Here is a 20913-nt window from a genome sequence, read left to right on the forward strand (position 1 = left end):
GTTGTCATTGCGGCGCGCCGTCGTGCAGCGCGAGCCGATGGTTCAGGACTTCGCCGATCGCCCGACCCAGCACGTCGGCATGGACCTTGATGATCGTCTCGTGGTTGCCGGGCACCGCCACCACCTCGATCGCCTCGCGCTCGACCAGGGCTTCCCAGCCCAGCGCCTCGGGCAGGGCGGCATGCCCTTCGAGCGGCGTGATCGAGGCGTCGGCCGCCGCGAACACGTGCATGCGCAGCGGGGCCGGACGCGGCCGCCAGCTGCTCATCGCGGCGCCGTGCGCCACCAGGCGCTCCAGGAACAGCCGGTTCTCGCGCGCCGTCTCGTAGGACAGGTGCCAGAGCGGCCGGCCCGCCTCGCGGCGCGCCTCGATCGCCTGCACCAGCGTGTCGATCAGCAGCCCGATATCGGTGGCGCCCTCGAAATCGATGCTGCCCGCCTCGAAATCGCTGAAGTTGTTCATCGCGAAGGAATACAGCGTCACCAGCGCGATCCGGTGCGCGTCGAATTCCGTCGCGGCCGGCGGCAGCGTGGTGTCGAACACGCCGAGGAACTCGATCTCCTGGCCCTGCGCGAGCAGCTGCGTGGCGATCTCGTAGGCGATCAGCCCGCCGAAGGACCAGCCCGCCACGCGATACGGCCCCTCGGGCTGGATCCCGCGCATCATGGCCACGAAACGCGCCGCGATCGCCTCCAGCGTGCGCGGCTGGGTTTCGCCGAGCGCGAGCGGCGGCAGCCCGTACACCGGGATCGACGCGTCGATGTGGGCGGCCAGGTGCTCGAAATACCACGAGTAGCCCTGCAGCGTGTGGGTGAGGAACAGCGGCCGCTGTTGCCCCTCGGCGTGGAACACCACGTATTGCGCGCTCGCGTCGTTCGACTGGCGCCGCGCGAATTCGCCGGGCGCCGCGCGGGCCGCCTCGACCAGGGCCGCGAGCCGGTGCACCGTGCGCGTATCGAAGATGCTGCGCACCGACAGGCTCACGCCGGTCTGCTCGCTGGCGCGCACCGCCACCTGCGCCGCCATCAGCGAATGGCCGCCGATCGCGAAGAAGTTGTCGTGCCGGCCGACCCGCTCGAGCCCCAGCGCCGCGGCCCAGATCCGCGCCAGCTGGGTTTCGAGTTCGCCCACCGGTGCCTCGTGGCGGCCCGCGGCAAGCTGGGCCGCGCCGGGATCGAGCGCGCGCAGCGCGAGCCGGTCGAGCTTGCCGTTCGGCAGCAGCGGCATGGCCTCGAGCGCCGCGAAGCGGCTCGGCACCATCGGCGCGGGCAGGCGCTCTGCCAGCCAGGCGTGCAACGCGCTGGCGTCGAGCTCGGCACCCGGCCGCGGCACGTAGTACGCCACCAGCTGCAGTTCGCCGCCCAGTTCGCGCCCGATCGCGGCGGCCGCCGCCAATTGCGGATGCGAGGCCAGCTCCAGCTCGACGGCGGGCAGCTCGACGCGCTGCCCGCGCACCTTGATCTGGAAGTCCTCGCGCCCCAGGTGCAGCAATTGTCCGTCGGCCAGCCACAGGCCGAGATCGCCGGTGCGCAGCAGCCAGGCGCCCGTCGCGGGATGACGCACGAAGCGCTCGGCCGTCAGGTCGGGCCGGTTCCAGTAGCCGGGGCCGACCGGGTCGCCCTCGACGTGCAGCATGCCCACGGCCCCCACCGGCACCGGCGCGAGCCGCTCGTCGAGCAGGTGGACGCGGCAGTTGGCGATCGGCCGTCCCGCCGGCGCCACCGCGTGCAGCGCGGCCAGCTCGGCGCCCTCGCCATAGCTGATGTCGTTCAGCTCGCTGCAGCCGTAGTTGTTGTGCAGGCGCGCGCGCGGCAGCGTGGCGGCGAAGCGCCTGGCCAGGCGACGGCTGAGCGGCTCGCCCGCGGTGGTGACGTGGCGCAGCGCGCCCAGCTGCCCGGCATGCTCGAGCAGCACGGCCAGGTGCGAGGGCACCAGGTTCAGGCGCGTCACGCCATGCGCCTGGAGGGCCGCCGCGAAGGCCGGCGCGTCCTTGACCACCGCGTCGGGCAGGATCACCTGCGGCACGCCCGCCAGCAGCCCCGACAGCATCTCCTTGATGGAGGGCACGAAGGACATCGAGGTCTTCTGGGCGACCACCTCGTCGGCCGCGTAAGGCGTGCGCTCCCAGAGGGCCTGCAGGCAGTTCATCAACTGGCGGTGCTCGACCATCACGCCCTTGGGCTGCCCGGTCGAACCCGAGGTGTAGGCGATGTAGGCGAGATCGTCGGGCCCGGTCGCGGCCGCCTCGAAGGCCGGCTGCGCGTCGAACTCGCCGGACTCGAGATCGGCTTCGAGATCCGCTTCGACGTCGAGCCGCAGCACCGGCGCGCCGCCGGCCTCGAACGACGGCGCCAACGCGGCCGTGGTGACGATCGCCGCCGGCATCGCGTCGTCCAGCGTGCGCCGCACGTAGGCGGCGGGATAGCCGGGGTCGATCGGCACGTAGGCGGCGCCCAGCCGGAACGCGGCCAGGATCGCGGCCACGAAGCCGGTCGAGCGCGGGTAATGCAGGGCGATCCGCGTGCCGGCGCCGATCCCGCGCCGATGCAGCGCGCGGGCGATGCGTCCGGCCAGCCGGTCCAGCTCGGCGTAGCTCGCGACCTCGCCCTCGAACACGCAGGCCGGCGCATCGGGACGCTCGGCCAGTTGCCGCGCGAACAGCGCGTTCACGCTGGTGCCTGGATAGGCGCGCCGCGTGTCGTTCGAGCGCGCCACCAGCGCCTGCTCGGCCGGCGTCGGCTCGCGCAGCGCCGCCAGCGAGGTCTCGGGCGCGTCGGCCATGCGCGCCAGCAATTCCTCCAGCACGGTCAGCATGAAATCCATCTGGCTGGCATCGAAACGCAGGCTGTCGTAGTTGGCCACCAGTTCGAGCCCCTTGCCGTCACCGAAGATCTCCAGGTCCAGGTCCGACTGCGCCTGGCGGTTGACCACCTCCTGCTGCACCGACAGCGAGAGCCCGCCGCCCCAGTCGTGCGTCTCGACGGGCGGCACGTTCTGGTGCCGCAGCATCACCGGCACCGGCGAGCGAGCGTCGTGCTGGCGCAGCGCCGGCACGGCCGCCAGCATGTGCTCGAACGGCAGCGCCTGGTGTTCCAGCGCCTCCAGCACGCGCTCGCCCGCCCTGGCCAGCAGGGTCGCGACATCGGGCTCGCCCGACAGGTCCAGGCGCAGCGGCAGGATATTGATGAAGAAGCCGATCAAGGGCTCCAGCAGCGCGTCGTCGCGCCCGGCGGTGGTGGTGCCGATGCAGAAGTCCTTGCGGCCGCTGCGGCGATGGTGCAGCACGCCCAGCGCGACCAGGAAGATGGTGAACAGGCTCACGCCGCGCTGCCGGCTCAGCTGCGCGAGCCGGCCCGACAGCGCCGGCGACAGCCTGCGGCGCAGCACGCCGGCCGGCCCATGATCGGCGTCGGCGGGCGTGCCCGGCACCGTCAGGTCGACCGGCGCGCCCAGGCCGTCGAGCCGCGCCGTCCAGTGAGCCAGGTGCGGCGCGAGATCCTGCTCGCGCTGCCAGCACGCGTAATCGGCGTACTGGGCCGCGAGGGGCACGAGCGGCGCCGCCGCCGCGTCGCCGTCCTGAGCGTCGCGGGCCGCGAGATAGAGCGCGCGCAGATCGCGCACGAACACCCCCAGCGACCAGCCGTCGGAGACGATGTGATGCATCACGATCGACACCACGTGCCGCCGCGGCGTGATCCGCAGCACCCGCACGTCCATCAGCGGGGCGCGCCGCAGGTCGAACTCGATGCCGCCGTGACGCTCGAGCGCCGCGTGCAGGTCGGCCTCGACGATCTCATGGACCGGCAAGGCCACCGCCCGCGGGGCATCGACGAACTGCGAGGGCGTGTCGCTGCCCGCGGCGATCTCGAAACGCGTGCGCAGCGTCTCGTGACGCGCGACCAGCCCGTCGAAGGCGGCCTGCAGCGCCGCCATCGACAAGGGCCCGTCGAGCACCAGCGCGCCGTTCATGTTGTAGGCGCGGCCGCCGTCGCGCTGCTGGATCAGCCACAGCCGCTCCTGCACGTAGGACAGCGGGAACGCCGCCCCGGCCTCGCGCCGCGCGGCCGATGCCGCCGGCGCGAAGCGCGCCGCGCCGCCATCCCCGGATGCGCCCGTGCGCGCCGGGCCCGCGAGCGCAAGCCGTTGCGCGAAGGCGGCCAGGCTCGGCGCCTCGAACAGCGTCTTGAGCGTGGCAGCCTCGCCGAAGCGTTCGCGCAGGCGGCCGATCACGCGCACCGCCAGCAAGGAATGGCCGCCGAGCGCGAAGAAATTGTCCTGTCGCCCCACCCGGGCGACGCCCAGCAATTCCGACCAGAGCGCCGCCAGCGTGGCCTCCAGCTCGCCTTGCGGCGCCTCGTAGGCCTGCTGGCCGAACGCGGCGGCGTCGGGCGCCGGCAGCGCGCGGCGGTCGAGCTTGCCGTTCGCCGTCAAGGGCAGTGCCGCGAGCGCCACATAGGCGGCCGGCACCATGTACTCGGGCAGGCTGCGGCGCAGGTACTCGCGCACCGCCTCGACATCGCAGGCGGCGTCGGTGTGGTACACCACCAGGCGCTTGTCCCCCGGCACGTCCTCGCGCACGATCACCACCGCGTCGCGCAGGCCGCAAGCACCCAGCTTCGCCTCGATCTCGCCCGGCTCGACGCGAAAACCGCGGATCTTGACCTGGCCGTCGTTGCGGCCCAGGTATTCGATATTGCCGTCGGGCAGGTAGCGCGCCAGATCGCCGGTGCGATACATGCGCGCCGCCGAATCCCCGGCCGGCGCGAAGGGATCGCGCACGAAGCGCTCGGCGCTCAGCGCGTCGAGGTTCAGGTAGCCGAGCGCCACCCCCTTGCCGCCGACGTGCAGCTCGCCCGGCACGCCCACCGGCGCGGGCTCGCCGAGCCGGTCCAGCAGGTAGACGCGCGTGTTCGAGATCGGCCGGCCGATCGGCAGCCGCTCCATCGGCTCGTCGCCGGCGCGCAGCGTGTAGGTGGTGGCGAAGGTGGTCGATTCGGTCGGGCCATAGCAATGCACCAGATGTTGCGGCGCGCCGTTGCGCATGATCCGCTGCACCGCGCGCACGTCGGCCGCGTCGCCGCCGGTGAGCAGGTAGCGCAGCCTCGGGAATACCGGCGCGAGCGCGTCGGCATGGGAGCTGAGCAGGCCCGCCACCAAGTGCAGGATGTTGACGCGCTCGGCCTGCAGCAGCGCGGCGAGCCGCGGCGCCGACAGCAGCGCCTCGTGCGGCACCACCACCAGGCAGGCGCCGTGCAGCAGCGCGCCCCACACTTCCATGGTGCTGGCGTCGAACGCCGGGTTCGAGGTGAAGGCGATGCGGTCGCTCGGCGCGAATTCGGCGTAGCCGTTGTTGACGACCAGGCGGTTGATGCCGCGATGCGCGATGATCACGCCCTTCGGCTGCCCGGTCGAGCCCGAGGTGTACATGATGTAGGCCGCCTGATCCCCGCCGGCCGATGCCGCGGGCTGCGGCGCGTCGGGCTGCGCTTGGGCGTCGGCGCCGGCCAGCACCATGTCGATGTCGATGCGTTGCAGCGCCGCGAGATCGGGCGCCGCGTGCCCGCTCAGGCTCAACAGGCAGCGCGCGCCGCAATCGGCGAGCATGAAGGCCTGGCGTTCGGCCGGCGCGTTGCGGTCGAGCGGGACGTAGACGGCGCCGCATTTGAGGATCGCCAGCTCGGCCAGGATCAACTCGATCGAGCGATCGAGCAAAATCGCCACGCGCTCGCCCGCCGCCACGCCGGCGGCGGCAAGGTGGCGCGCGAGCCGGTTCGCCAGCGCGTCGAGCGTGCCGTAGTCGAGCGAGCGCGCGCCGTCCACCAGCGCCGGGGCGTCGGGCGTGCGCGCCGCCTGGGCCTCGAACAGGGCATGCACGCCGGACTCGAACGGGCACGGCGCCTCGCTGGCATTCCAGCCCTCGATCAATTGCCGGCGCTCCGCCTCGGGGAGCCAGGCCAGTTCGCGCACGGGCAGGCCCGGCGCCTGTTCGAGCGCCGTCGCCAGGCTGCCGACGGCGCGCTCGAGATAGGCGCACACGCGCGCCGCGTCGAACTGCGCGACCAACTGGGTGGTCAGCCTGAAACCCTCGCCGAGATCGTCGACGCACAGCGCGCACGGGTAGTTGGTGCGCTCCTCGCCGTCGAGCACCTCGATGCCCTGCCAGCCCGGAATGCTGCCGCCGTCGATCACGGTGCCTTCCGCGCTGTGGCGGAAGTTGAGCAAGGCGCTGAACAGCGGCGCCGGAGCGGCCACCCCGCTGCAGCGCTGCGCGAAGGCCAGCGAGGCATGCTCGTGGCCCATCAGGTCGGCCAGCGTGCGATGCGTGCGCAGCGCCGCGTCGCGCACGCCGATGCCGCCCACCTCCACCCGCAGCGGCAAGGTGTTGATGAACAGCCCCACCACGTGCTCGACGCGCTCGCCGCCCTGCCAGCGGCCCAGCAGGACGGTGCCGAACACCACGTCCTCGCGACCCGACAGCTTGCCGATCACGTGCCCCCAGGCGAGGTGGAACAGGCTGGCCACGCTCACGCCGAGCCGGCGCGCCTGCTGGCGCAGCCGCGATGCCAGCTCCGGCGCCAGTTCGCGCACGGCGTTGACGATCTCCACGCGCTCGCCCTCGTTGTCGGCGTCGAGGTTGCCGAGGCCGTAAGGCAGGGTCGGCTCGTCGACGTCGGACAACATCGCGCGGAAGAAGGCTTCGCTGCGCGGGCCGCGCCCGCCCAGCCGCGCACGGGCGACGTGGTCGCGGAACGCCGGCGGCGGCGGCAGCGTGTCCCAGCTTCCGTCGAGATGGGCCGCCACCTCGCGCAGCAGGATCGCGATATCGGTATGATCGAGCGCGATGTGGTGGGTCAGCAGCAGCAGCACCCAGCTGTCGGCCGCCGCGTCGTGGGTGTAGCGGATCGTCATCGGCGGCGCTTGGCGCAGGTCGATGCGGAAATGCCGGGGATCGAAGCGATCCTGCAATTGCAGGCCGACCTCGCCGAGCGCCGGGTCGAGCCCCGTCACCTCCTCGGCCGGCAGCCGCGCCTCGCGACGCACCACCTGCACCGGCTCGCGCAAGCCCTCCCAGGCGATCCCCGTGCGCAGCACGTCGTGCCGCGTCACCACCGCCTGCAAGGCGGCCACGAAGCGCTCCAGCGCGGCGCGGCTGCCGAAGCCGAAACGCACCCGCGACAGGTAGGCGTCGCCCTCGCTCTGCGCGAGATGGTGGTAGAGCATCCCTTCCTGCAGCGGCGCGAGCGGGTAGATGTCCTGCACGTTCGCCGCGCCGCCCGGCACCGTCGCGACGACGGCGTCGATCTCGGCCTGGTCCAGCTCGACCAGGCTCAGCATCGACGGTTCGAGATGGCGCGCGTCGGCGGGAATCCGGTTGGGCGGCACCGCGTGGTCCGAGGCCGTATGCAGCGAGGCGGCCAGGTCGGCCAGCGTGGGCGCGCCGAACAGCGTCTGGATATCGGCCTCGAGGCCGGCCTCGCGCAGTTTCGCGACCAGGCGCACGGCCAGCAGCGAATGGCCGCCGAGCTCGAAGAAGTTGTCGTGCCGGCTCACCTGCTCGACCCCGAGCAGCGCCGACCAGACTTCGGCCAGCAGGCACTCCGCTTCGCCTTGCGGCGCGGCGTAGTCGCGTCGCGCGTAGGCCCCCGCCTCGGGGGCGGGCAGCGCGCGACGGTCGAGCTTGCCGTTGGCCGTGAGCGGCAGGGCATCGAGCGCGACATAGGCAGCCGGCACCATGTGGCGAGGCAGACGGTTCGCGGCATGCTCGCGCAGCGCCTCGGCGCCGGCCGCCTCCGCCTGGCCGTCCGCCGCTGTGTAGTAGGCCACCAGGCGCCGGTCGCCCGCCGCGTCCTCGCGCACGATCACGGCCACCTCGCGCACCCCCTCGACTTCGGCCAGCCGGGCCTCGATCTCGCCGAGCTCGATGCGGAAGCCGCGAATCTTGACCTGGTCGTCGTTGCGGCCGAGGAACACCAGGTTGCCGTCGGGCTGGTAGCGCGCCAGGTCGCCGCTTCGATACATGCGCGCGCGCGGCGTCTCGCTGAACGGATCGCGCAGGAAACGCGCGGCGCTCAGCGCGGGCTGGTTCAGGTAGCCGCGAGCCACGCCCGCCCCGCCGATGTGAATCTCGCCCGGCGTGCCGACCGGTACCGGCTGGCCATGCGCGTCGAGCAGATAGAGCCGCACGTTGCCGATCGGACGCCCGATCGGCACGGTGTCGTCGTCGAAGCCGGGCGGGCAGCGCCAGGCGGCGGCGCACACGGTGCCCTCGGTCGGCCCGTAGCCGTTGAGCAGCACGGCCTGCCCGGCCAGTGCGCGAAACAGCGCCGCGCCGGGCGCCTCGCCCGCCAGGGTCAGGGTCGGGCGCGTGGCGATCGGCGGCAAGGCCTCGCCGTCCTGCAGCAGCGCCGGCGGCAGGGTCGCGTGCGTGATCGCCTCGCGTTCGAGATAGGCCCACAGCGCACGGCGGTCCTGGCGGATCCCGTCGGCCGGCACATACAGCGCGGCGCCACGGCACAGCGCCATGACCACCTCGGAGATGCTCGCATCGAAGCTGGTGGAGGCGAACTGCAGCACGCGGCTGTCCTCCCGCACCTCGAAGCTGGCGATGATCGCCATGGCATGGTTGACCAACCCGCGGTGCTCGATCATCACGCCCTTCGGCGTGCCGGTCGAGCCCGAGGTGTAGATGACGTAGGCCAGGTGGCCGGCGTCCAGCCCGATCTCGCCAGGCGGCAGATCGTCGACCGCCTCGTCTCGCCATGAATCCGCCTGCGTGTCGAGCTCGAACACCGGCACGGCGGCGGGCAGGCCCGCCAGGCGGGCGCGCGAGCGGCTGTCGGTCAGTGCCGCCACCGGCGCGCTGTCGGCCAGCATATGCGCGAGCCGCTCGGCCGGATAGGCCGGATCGAGCGGCACGTAGGCGCCGCCGGCCTTCATCACGGCCAGGATCGCCACCACGATGGTGGCGCCGCGCTCCATGCAGAGGGCGACGCGATCGTCGGGCGCGATGCCCAGCCGGCGCAGCCGGTGCGCGAGCCGGTTGGCGCGGGCATTGAGTTCGGCATAGCTCAGCCGTTCCCGCGCATCGACCACCGCGATCGCATCGGGACGGCGCGCCGCCTGCTGCTCGACCAGTTGGTGCAGGCAGGCGTGCTCGGGGAACGGCATCGCCGTATCGTTCCAGTGCACCAGCAGCTGCTCGCGCTCGGCGCGGGACAGCAGATCGGCGCGGCTGTGATCGGCCTGCGCGTCGGCGGCGATGGCCTCCAGCGCGGCCACGTAATAAGCGAGGATGCGCGCGCCTTGGGCAGGCGAGAAACGCGACGCGTCGAGCTTGAGATCGATGCTCAGGCCGCTCGACATGTCGCCGAAGCTCACGCCGAACGGGAAGTTGGTGGCCTCGAAACCATGGCCGCCGCGCGCCTCGAAGCCGGCGTGCCCCGCCAGCGATTCGTAGACGTGGAAATTGACGTAGTTGAAGGCCACCTCGTACAGCGCGGTGCGATCGTTGTCGAGCTGGATCTGGAAGTACGGGTAATGGCGATGACGGATCACCTCCAGCTCGGTGCCGAAGGTCTGGCGGATCAGCTCGGTCCAGCTCGACGGCTTCAGTTCCTGGCGCAGCGGCAAGGTGTTCAGGAACAGGCCCAGCACCTTCTCGCCGTCGTCCTGCTCCTGGCGCACGTTCGACACCAGGCCGGTGGTCACGTCCAATTTGCCCGACAGCATCGACAACACCCGCAGGTGCGCGGCCAGCAGCACGCTGCGCATCGGCACGCCCAGTCCGTTCGCCACCGCGCGCAGCCGGTCGCGCACGCCTTCGTCGACGCTCGCGCTGAGCGGCGCCGACGGCGCGCCGGGTTCGGCGGGTTCGGCGGGAGGCAGTTCGCTGAAGGTATAGCCGGATAGATAGCGGCGCCAGAATTCGCGATGCGCCTCGGAGGCGAGTGCGCCGCGCTCGCTTTCCACCGCGCTGCGCGGGGTGTGCGCAAGCGGCGCCAGCTCGAGCTCGGACGCGTCGCCGTCGAGCAGTGCCAGGTAGGCAGCGAACAGCTCGGTGTTGAGCGACGCCACGCTCCAGCCATCCAGGATCGCGTGGTGGAAGCTCAGCGTGTACTGGATCTCGTCGGCGCCTCGCACGTGGATGAACACGCGCAGCAAGGGCGCCACCTCCAGCGCCACCCGCGTCTTGCGCTCCGCCTCCACGAATTCCGCGATCACGCGCGCCTGTTCCGCCTCATCCTGCCCCGACAGATCAACGACCGTCAGCGGAACCCGCCCTTCGGCATGAACCAGCTGCATCGGCTCGTCGAAACGATCGAAGTCGAACGAGGTGCGCAGCACGGGATGGCGACGCGTCATCGCGTCGAGGGCCAGCCGCAGCTTGGCCTCGTCCCAGGCCGGCACGCCGAAGCGGTAGCTGAAGACGTCGTGGTAGATCGAGGCGTCCTCGGAAGCCTGCTGGTTGTGGTAGACCATCCCGCGTTGCAGGTAGGTCAGCGGATAGGCATCCTCGATGCCCGCCGGCAGGCGCGCCTGGTCGGCCGCGCTCAGGCTCAGCGCGGCGGCTTCCTGCGCCACGCTCACCTCGTCCAGCGTCAGCGCCTGGGCCAGATTGGCGATGCTCTGCCGCGTGAACAGATCGACCAGCGCGAACTCCAGCCCTTGCGCCTTCGCCTTCGACAGCACCGACACCGCACGGATCGAATCGCCCCCGACGGCGAAGAAGTTGTCGTGGATGCCGACGCGATCGAGGTGCAGCACCTGCGCCCAGATCGCCGCGAGCCGTTCCTCGATCGAGGTACGCGGCGCCACGTACTGCCGGGCATCCACCGTTTGCGCGGGGCGCGGCAGCGCCTTGCGATCGATCTTGCCGTTCGCCGTCAGCGGGAAGCGCTCGAGCGCGACGAAGGCCGCCGGCAGCATGAAGTCGGGCAGCGTGCGGGACAGTTCCGCGCGCAGATCGGCGACATCATGCTGAGCGTGTGCCGCGTCCGCGACGAAATACGCGACGAGCCGCTTTTCGCCAGGCTCGTCCTCTCGCGCCATCACCAGGGCCTCTCGCACCCCCGGCAAGGCCGACAACGCCGCCTCGATTTCCCCGAGCTCGATCCGGAAACCCCGGATCTTGACCTGCGTATCGATACGCCCCAGGTATTCCAGCGTGCCGTCCGGCAGGAAGCGCGCCAGGTCGCCGCTGCGGTACAGCCTCGCCTCGCCATCCTCGCTGAACGGATTGCGGATGAAACGCCGTGCCGTCAATTCCGGCTGGTTCAGGTAGCCGCGAGCCACGCCCGCCCCGCCGACGCACAGCTCCCCCGCCACCCCGATCGGCACCGGATTCAGGTTCGCGTCCAGCACATGGACCGACAGATCCGGGATCGGCCGCCCGATCCCCGCCGACGTTCCGCCACCTTCGGCGCTCAAGGGCCAATACGTCACGTGCACCGTCGTCTCGGTGATGCCGTACATGTTGACGAGTTGGCAATCGCGGTTGCGCGCATCCTCGTACCAGGGACGCAGCATTCCGACTTCCAGCGCCTCCCCGCCGAACACCACGTGACGCAGCTTGTGCTCGCGATCGCTCTCGGCCTGTGCCGCGATCAGCTGACGGAACGCGCTCGGCGTCTGGTTCAGCACCGTCACGCCGGTATCGCAAAGCAGCGCATAACACGCCTGCGGCGAGCGACTCGTCAGTTTCGGCACGATCACCAGCCGGCCGCCGTGCAGCAGCGCGCCCCAGATTTCCCAGACCGAGAAGTCGAAGGCGAACGAGTGGAACAGCGCCCAGGTGTCCTGAGGTCCGAAGCCGTACCACGCTTGCGTGGCCGCGAACAGCCGCGTCACGTTGCGGTGCTCGATCATCACGCCCTTCGGCTGCCCTGTCGAACCCGAGGTGTAGATCACATAAGCGAGGCTGCGCGCATTCAGCCCTTCCACCACCGGATTGTCGCTTGAGGCGTCGCTTTCGCCTGGCGCATCGATATCGATCACCGGCACCGTCAACCCGCCCAGCACCTCGCGCGTGCCGGCCTGCACCAGCACCGCCAGCGGCGCGCTGTCGCCCAGCGTGTAAGCAAGCCGCTCGGCCGGGTAAGCCGGGTCAAGCGGCACGTAACCGGCGCCGGCCTTCAGCACTCCCAGCAGCCCGGCGATCATGCCCGGGCCGCGCTCCACGCAGATCGCCACGCGATCGTCCGGCTTCACGCCCAGCCCGACCAGGCGATGCGCGACGCGATTGGCCCACGCGTTCAGCTCGCCGTAGCTCAGGCGCCGCCCCTCGAATTCCAGCGCGACCGCATCCGGCGTTTGTGCGGCACGGGCCTCGAACAGGCCATGAAGCGTGTCTTCGCGTTCAAATGCAGCCACGTCGCGATTCCAGGCTTCCAGCACCTGTTGCCGTTCATGCGCCGACAGCAGGTCGATGCGGTCATGAGCGGCTTGTGCATCGTGCGCAATTGCCTGCAAGGCATTCAGGTAATAAGCAAGGATCCGCTCGCCTTGTCCCGCCGACAAACGCGCCGGATCGATCTTGACGTCCACGGTCAGGCCGTCCGCCATATCGGCGAAATTGATCAGCAGCGCGAAATTGGTCGCCTCGAATGCATGCCAGTCGCGCGCCTCGAAGCCGGCATGCCGCCCCAGGGATTCGTAGACGTGGAAATTGACGTAGTTGAAGGCCACCTCGTACAGCGCGGTGCGATCGTTGTCGAGCTGGATCTGGAAGTACGGGTAATGGCGATGACGGATCACCTCCAGCTCGGTGCCGAAGGTCTGGCGGATCAGCTCGGCCCAGCTCGACGGCTTCAGTTCCTGGCGCAGCGGCAAGGTGTTCAGGAACAGGCCCAGCACCTTCTCGCCGTCGTCCTGCTCCTGGCGCACGTTCGACACCAGGCCGGTGGTGACATCCAATTTGCCCGACAGCATCGACAGCACCCGCAGGTGCGCGGCCAGCAGCACGCTGCGCATCGGCACGCCCAGTCCGTTCGCCACGCTCTGCAAGCTGGCGCGCAGGCTGTCATCGAGGGTCACGCGCAATTCGGGCCGCGCGATATCCGGTCCCGCACCGGGCTCCGCCGGCGGCAAGCCGCTGAACGAGTGGCCGGAGAGCGTGTTTCGCCAAAACTCGCGATGCGTCTCGGAGGCGAGTGCGCCGCGCTCGCTTTCCACCGCGCTGCGCGGGGTGCGTGCGAGCGGCGCCAGGGCAAGCTCGGACGCGTTGCCGTCGAGCAATTCCAGGTAGGCAGCGAACAGCTCGGTGTTGAGCGACGCCACGCTCCAGCCATCCAGGATCGCGTGGTGGAAGCTCAGCGTGTACTGGATCTCGTCGGCGCCTCGCACATGGATGAACACACGCAGCAAGGGCGCCACTTCCAGCGCCACCCGCGTCTTGCGCTCCGCCTCCACGAACTCCGCGATCACGCGCGCCTGTTCCGCCTCGCCCAGCCCCGACAGATCGATGACCGTCAGCGGAACCCGCCCTTCGGCATGAACCAGTTGCATCGGCTCGTCGAAACGATCGAAGTCGAACGAGGTGCGCAGCACGGGATGGCGACGCGTCATCGCGTCGAGGGCCAGCCGCAGCTTGGCCTCGTCCCAGGCCGGCACGCCGAAGCGGTAGCTGAAGACGTCGTGGTAGATCGAGGCGTCCTCGGAAGCCTGCTGGTTGTGGTAGACCATCCCGCGTTGCAGGTAGGTCAGCGGATAGGCATCCTCGATGCCCGCCGGCAGGCGCGCCTGGTCGGCCGCGCTCAGGCTCAGCGCGGCGGCTTCCTGCGCCACGCTCACCTCGTCCAGCGTCAGCGCCTGGGCCAGATTGGCGATGCTCTGCCGCGTGAACAGATCGACCAGCGCGAACTCCAGCCCTTGTGCCTTCGCCTTCGACAGCACCGACACCGCACGGATCGAATCGCCCCCGACGGCGAAGAAGTTGTCGTGGATGCCGACGCGATCGAGGTGCAGCACCTGCGCCCAGATCGCCGCGAGCCGTTCCTCGATCGAGGTACGCGGCGCCACGTACTGCCGGGCGTCCACCGTTTGCGCGGGGCGCGGCAGCGCCTTGCGATCGATCTTGCCGTTCGCCGTCAGCGGGAAGCGCTCGAGCGCGACGAAGGCCGCCGGCAGCATGAAGTCGGGCAGCGTGCGGGACAAGCCGGCACGTAGCGTTGCCGTGTCCGAAGCCGCCTCGGTATCGTCCACAACGAAATACGCGACGAGCCGCTTTTCACCGGGCTCGTCTTCCCGCGCCATCACCAGGGTTTCTCGTACGCCTGGCAAGGCCGACAACGCCGCCTCGATTTCCCCGAGCTCGATCCGGAAACCCCGGATCTTGACCTGCGTATCGATACGCCCCAGGTATTCCAGCGTGCCGTCCGGCAGGAAACGCGCCAGGTCGCCGCTGCGGTACAGCCTCGCCTCGCCATCCTCGCTGAACGGATTGCGGATGAAACGCCGTGCCGTCAATTCCGGCTGGTTCAGGTAACCGCGAGCCACGCCCGCCCCGCCGACGCACAGCTCCCCCGCCACCCCGATCGGCACCGGGTTCAGGTTCGCGTCCAGCACATGGACCGACAGATCCGGGATCGGTCGCCCGATCCCCGCCGGCGTTCCGCCGCCCTCGGCGCTCAAGGGCCAATACGTCACGTGCACCGTCGTCTCGGTGATGCCGTACATGTTGACGAGTTGGCAATCGCGGTTGCGCGCATCCTCGTACCAAGGGCGCAGCATTCCGACTTCCAGCGCCTCCCCGCCGAACACCACGTGACGCAGCTCGTGCTCGCGATCGCTCTCGGCCTGTGCCGCGATCAGCTGACGGAACGCGCTCGGCGTCTGGTTCAGCACCGTCACGCCGGTATCGCAAAGCAGCGCGTAACACGCCTGCGGCGAGCGACTCGTCAGTTTCGGCACGATCACCAGCCGGCCGCCGTGCAGCAGCGCGCCCCAGATTTCCCAGACCGAGAAGTCGAAGGCGAACGAGTGGAACAGCGCCCAGGTGTCCTGAGGTCCGAAGCCGTACCACGCTTGCGTGGCCGCGAACAGCCGCGTCACGTTGCGGTGCTCGATCATCACGCCCTTCGGCTGCCCCGTCGAACCCGAGGTGTAGATCACATAAGCGAGGCTGCGCGCATTCAGCCCTTCCACCACCGGATTGTCGCTCGACGCATCGCTTTCGCCTGGCGCATCGATATCGATCACCGGCACCGTCAACCCGCCCAGCACCTCGCGCGTGCCGGCCTGCACCAGCACCGCCAGCGGCGCGCTGTCGCCCAGCGTGTAGGCAAGCCGCTCGGCCGGGTAAGCCGGGTCAAGCGGCACGTAACCGGCGCCGGCCTTCAGCACCCCCAGCAGCCCGGCGATCATGCCCGGGCCGCGCTCCACGCAGATCGCCACGCGATCGTCCGGCTTCACGCCCAGCCCGACCAGGCGATGCGCGACGCGATTGGCCCACGCGTTCAGCTCGCCGTAGCTCAGGCGCTGCCCCTCGAATTCCAGCGCAACCGCGTCCGGCGTTTGCGCCGCACGGGCCTCGAACAGGCGATGCAGCGGCTCGTCCCGCTCGAACGCCGCCGGGCTCGCACTCCACGCCCGCAGACGCGCGAGCTCCCCAGCCGTCGGCAAGCGCAAGTCGGCAACCGGCACGCGCGCATCCTCGAGCACCTGCCCGAGCAACTGCTCGAAACGCGCGCCGATCGCCTCGACTTCCTCCTGCTCGAAGTAGGCGCGGTTGTACATGAAGTGAATCCACGCGTTCGCATCGAAGCGGTTCTCGCGGATATGCAGGGCCAGCGGCAGCTGCTCGTGCCCGTTCGAGCACATATGCACCTGCGCCGGGCTCTCGCCGAAACGCATGTCGTAATCGTCCCGCTCGTACGACACCGATATGTCGAACAACTGCGCGCGGCGCGCCTGCAGCAGCCCGAGCGAGCGGTTCAGCTCGCTGATCGGGAAGCGCTGATGACGGTAATCCTGCTTGAGCGTCTGGCCGAGCGACTTCAGCAGTTCGTCGAAGCGCTGCGCCGGATCGTAGCCCAGGCGCACCGCGCTGACGCCGGTGAACATGCCGGCCGTCTGCCGCATCCGCGCATTCGAGCGATTCAGGATCGGCAGGCCGATCGCCAGCTCGTCGCGCTGGGCGGTGCGCGAGAAATACACATGAAGCAGGCCGAGGATCACATGGAACGGCGTCGACTCGCAGCGCCGCGCGAAGGCGGCGATGCGATCGTAGAACGCGCGCGGCAGGCACAGCGCATGGTGCCCGCTCGGCGCGACCGGCCCGTCGAAGCGCTCGCGAGAACGCGGCGCGAACAGCGGATCGGGCACCGAACGGTACTTGTCGAGCCAGTAGGCGCGCTGCCGCTCGAACTGAGGCGACTCGCGAAACGCGCGATCCTGCTCGACGAACTCGAGATAGGACGGCGCATCGAGCTCCGGTTCCCGGCCCTGCGCCAGCGCGCTGTAGATCCGTGCCAGCGAATCGACCAGCAGGCCGATCGCCCAGCCGTCGACGATCAGGTGATGGAAATTCAGCGTGAACAAAAAGTTCGTCGCATCGATTCTCGCCAGCTCGAAGCGGAACAGGGGCCGGCCGTCGAGCGGAAACGATTCGGCCAGCCGCTGCCGGGCCCAGGCGATCGCCGCGGCATCCGGATCCGGCTCGGCCGAGAAATCGTGCAGGGGCACCTCGACCGTGAGGGTCTTCGCGACCGCCTGGCGCGGCAGCCCCTCCCCGTTCTCGCCCGGCACCAGCACCAGGCGCAGCGCGTCATGACGCGCCACCAGCAGGTTCACGGCGCGTTCGAAGCACGCCGCGTCGATGCTACCGGCGATTCGCGTGTACCCGCCGATCTTGTAGACCGGTGCATCGCCGTGCACGGCCTGGTCGAGCCAGATTTCTCGTTGCGCGGCCGTCAACGGATGCACTTCGCCCAGCAGGACTGTCTGGTTCACTGCGCTTTCTCCTTCATGCGACCAGCCTCGTGAAGCGCCAGGGACGCGCGGGCCGGTTCGCGGATTGCTTGTTCTCGATGACGTGCGCCAGGCACGCCCTTACATCGTCGTCGCGCCGGCCGCCGCGCGCGGGGCTTCGGCCTGCGCCATCGCGCATGACAGGTCCGGCGGCGGCGCCTGCTCCGCTTCGGCGCGCTCCAGCGCCGCGAGCCGCTCGACCGCCTCGATCACGCCGCGTGCCTTCACGATGGTTTCGTCGAATTCCTCGACGGGATCGGACAGCGCCGTGATCGCGCCGCCCACGCCCAGCCTCGCCCGGCCGCCCTGGATCGTCACCGAGCGGATCACGATGTTGAAATCGCACGCCCCCGACAGTCCAAGCCAGCCCAACGCACCCGAGTAGATGCCGCGCGGCCCTTCTTCGAGGCGATCGATGATCTCCATGGTCCGTTTCTTGGGCGCGCCGGTCATCGACCCGCCCGGGAACGCGGCGCGCAGGCATTCGAGGCCCGACACCTCCGCCTTCAGCGTGCCGCGAATGGTCGACACCAGCTGATGCACATGGGAATAGGTCTCGACGTCGAACAGCTTCGGCACGTGCACCGAGCCGAGCCGGCTGACCTGGCCGAGATCGTTGCGCAGCAGGTCGACGATCATCAGGTTCTCGGCGCGGTCCTTCTCGCTCGCCAGCAGGTCGTCGATCAGCGCCTGATCCTCCTCGGGCGTGCGCCCGCGCGGACGCGTGCCCTTGATCGGCTTCGCCTCGGCGTGACCGTGGCGGTCCACGCACAGGAAGCGCTCGGGCGAGGAGCCGACGTGCGAGAAATCGCCGATATCGAAATAGGCCGCATGCGGCGCCGGCGACAGCTCGCGCATCGCGCGATAGAGCGCGAAGGGGGAACCCTCGAACGGGAAGCTGACCAGGTTGGTGAGGCAGATCTCGTAGCTCTCGCCGTTGACGATCTCGGTCAGCGCCTCGCGGATCTTGGCGATATAGCTGGGCCGGTCGTGGCGTATCTCGGCGTGCCGGGCGATCCAGGCTTCCACCTCGGCCAGCGAGAGTTTCCTGCGCGGTGCGCCGGCCTGGGCGGAAGCCACCGCGCCGCCGGCGTCGGCCGGCGCGCTCAGGACCGCCTCGACCGTGTCGAACCAGGCCTCGGCACGTGCACGGGCGGCATCGCCGTCGACCAGATGCAGCAGCCAGGTCTTGCCTTCGAGATGGTCGATCGCCACCAGGCGAGTCGCGAACACGAAGGCCGCATCGTGCGTATCGGAACGCCAGGCCAGTGAGCCGCCGGTCTCGCCCTTCAGCTCGTAGCCGAACACGCCCGCGTAGCCGAGGTTGAAGTCGAAGGGCAGTTCGGGCGGCGCTTCGATCCTTCGCTCGATCAACTGCGTGTTGAGCCAGGCAAACAGGCTTTCCACCTCGATCGTCTCGCTTCGGCCTTCACGCGCGATCGTGAGCCGCCGCGCGTGCAGATCGTAGGTGAGGATCTCGCCCGAGGGGCCATGCGCGTCGCCCATGAAGCTGAAGCGCGAGAAGCCCGGTACCACCACGCTGCTCTCGAACATGAACGTGCCCGGCGAGCCCAGGAACACGCCGCGAAAAGCCTGCAAGGCATCCGCGCGCAGGTCCAGCGCCCGCCACTGAATCTGGAAGCGACCCATGATGGAAATTCCTTTCGACATGCCGGTGACTGAAGACGCGTTCCCTTCACGCATGCGATCCGCGGCGACACGGCAGCATGCCGCGTCGCGTCGTCGGGCATCGACGCGAACAGAACGGAAATCCTTGAAACGACGACGCGGCCAGGCCGCTCAGTACTTGCCGGATTGCTCGAGCTGGTCGAACAGGTCCTGCACGTTGCCCTCGAGAAAGCCTTCCTCGCCGGAGCGATGGATCAGCTCGAAGCTCATGCCGGTATTCGGGCAGCGCGAGGAAAATGCCTGGGTCAGGCCGCTGCCCTGGATCACCTTGGTGTCGAAGCCGAGCCCGCGGGCCTTCAGCGAATCGACGGCCGCCTCCACATCCTCGACCTCCATCGCGACGTGCGCGATGCCGACGCCGTAATGCTCGACCAGCTTCGAGACCTGCGATTCGGGCTCGGTGCCCTGGCACAGCACGAAACGGATGCCGTTCAGCTCCATTTCGGCGGATACCATGCCGGTACGCGCGCCCTTGATGTGACGGCGCTGCTTCAGCTCGAAACCGAGCACGTCGCGGAACAGCCGCACGCCCTCCTCGAGATCTTTCACCGCGAGCGCGATATGGTCGATGCGCTGGAAGGAAACGCTTGCGTCCGCGGTCTTGGAACCGGACGGCTCGCCCGGATCGGCGGCACGGATTGCGTGGGGAATACCTGCGTTCATAGGAATGCGTCCTGCGAAACGGAAGCGCGCCTGATCGGCGCGTACGAGCGCATGCCGTGGTCGGCTAGATAGGCCGGCCACGGCAATGCGGGCGGATGACTGGCAGGGGAATGGATGGGATCGCGGGAAAAGGCGCCGCGCGCAAGGCCAGGTTCGCGCGCCGTTCCGAACAATCGGATCGGCGAGTGCATGCGCGACGCAATCACGGCGCGGTTTTCCAATGCCACCTCAGTCCGCGTGATACGGACGAAATGAATGCATCGCGACCATGGTTTGCCCTCTCATATTTTCGTTAGCGACGCATTCAACAGTGACAAATTCGAACTGTCAATACAATCGATTCGATCGAATCGATTATGCAAACGAGCGCGTGTGTTTGGGAGAGGCGTCCGCTTTATTTTGCCGTACCGCGGCAAGCCGCGCAGTCGGGCGCCAAGACCTTGCCGGCCGGGCCTCGCAAGTTTGTCCAGCGCGATTACAAGAATTTTCAGTAGCGGAATTGAAATAAATGGCGAGAGTTCGCGCTAAGAATTATTCAGATTTTCTTGAGCTTGTTTGAGGATGTTTTGTTATTCCACCGATTGATACCGATTGTCTCCATTCGGGAATGGAAACTGCGTTTCCCTGCTTAATATCGTCGACATCGACTCATAACACAATGAGTCGCGCTCAACTACCGAGCGGCATCCCGCGAGGCACGATATCCCGCCATTTCCTCTTCGAGCCAGCCGGCGAACGTGACGAGCGGCGCCGAATCCTGTTTCTGCTCCGGATACAGCAGATAGGTTTTCTGGGCATTGACCGTCGCGTAATCGCCCACGCGCACCAGCCGCCCGTCCCTCAGCTCCGTTTCGATCAGCAGGCGCGGCAGCAAGGCCAGCCCGAGCCCGGCCACGGCGGCCTGGATCGCCATGATGAAGAAGTCGAAGAAATGATCGCCGCCATGCGGCTCGGCGCGCGGCATCGCGGCGGCCTCGGCCCAGTTCATCCAGGCGCCGGGCAGGTCGCGCGCATGAATCCACGGCATCGCGGCGATCCGGGCCGGGTCGGCCTCGACGCGGCCCGGCGCGGCCACGATCCAGAGTTCGTCGTCGGCGATCAGCACGCGGCCGGCCAGGCCCGGCAACAAGGTCTTCTCGAAGTGGATCGCGGCGTCGAAATTGAGATCCTGGAAATAGGTCGCCTGATCGCGGCCGGTCAGGCGTAGCTGGATATTGGCGTGGCGCGCGTGAAAGCGCGGCAGCCGCGGCACCAGCCATTGCGCGCCGAAGGTCACGCCCACCGCCACGCGAAGCGTGGAGCGCTCGCCTTGCGCGAGCAACTGCTGGGTGTCCTGGCGGATCTGCTCGAGATGCAGGCGGATACGGTGGGCATAATCGGCGCCGGCCTCGGTCAGCACCAGCCGCTGGCTGACCCGCCGGAACAGCTCCACGCCGAGGCTGGCCTCCAGCTCGTTGACCTTCTTGCAGATCGCGCCATGCGTGAGCTGCAGCTCGGCGGCGGCCTTCGAGAAACTCTGGTGCCGCGCCGATGCCTCGAAGGCCTGCAAGGCGGTCAGACTGGGAATGCCTCGACGCAGCGACACGGCTCGTCCT

General features: G+C 69.2%; 4 protein-coding genes. All 4 read right to left on the bottom strand.

What is annotated here, in order from left to right:
- Positions 1-4: 4 nt before the first annotated feature.
- The 4 genes from FB600_RS01230 to FB600_RS01245 all read right to left on the bottom strand — a co-directional run bounded on the left by FB600_RS01230 (position 5) and on the right by FB600_RS01245 (position 20903).
- Complete coding sequence (locus FB600_RS01230) at positions 5-16948, bottom strand: non-ribosomal peptide synthetase (RefSeq protein ID WP_145756095.1); 16944 nt, start codon at positions 16946-16948, stop codon at positions 5-7.
- 99 nt (positions 16949-17047) lie between these two features.
- On the bottom strand, positions 17048-18616 hold the full coding sequence (gene pabB / locus FB600_RS01235) for an aminodeoxychorismate synthase component I (protein WP_186467838.1): 1569 nt from the start codon (positions 18614-18616) through the stop codon (positions 17048-17050).
- A gap of 150 nt (positions 18617-18766) precedes the next feature.
- On the bottom strand, positions 18767-19318 hold the full coding sequence (locus tag FB600_RS01240; protein ID WP_096751234.1) for a VOC family protein: 552 nt from the start codon (positions 19316-19318) through the stop codon (positions 18767-18769).
- A gap of 673 nt (positions 19319-19991) precedes the next feature.
- Positions 19992-20903, bottom strand: coding sequence for a LysR substrate-binding domain-containing protein (locus FB600_RS01245; RefSeq protein WP_145756097.1), 912 nt, complete (start codon positions 20901-20903; stop codon positions 19992-19994).
- Between the last annotated feature and the right edge of the window lie 10 nt (positions 20904-20913).

The organism is Burkholderia sp. SJZ089 (genome assembly GCF_007828315.1).
GTDB lineage: Bacteria > Pseudomonadota > Gammaproteobacteria > Burkholderiales > Burkholderiaceae > Burkholderia > Burkholderia gladioli.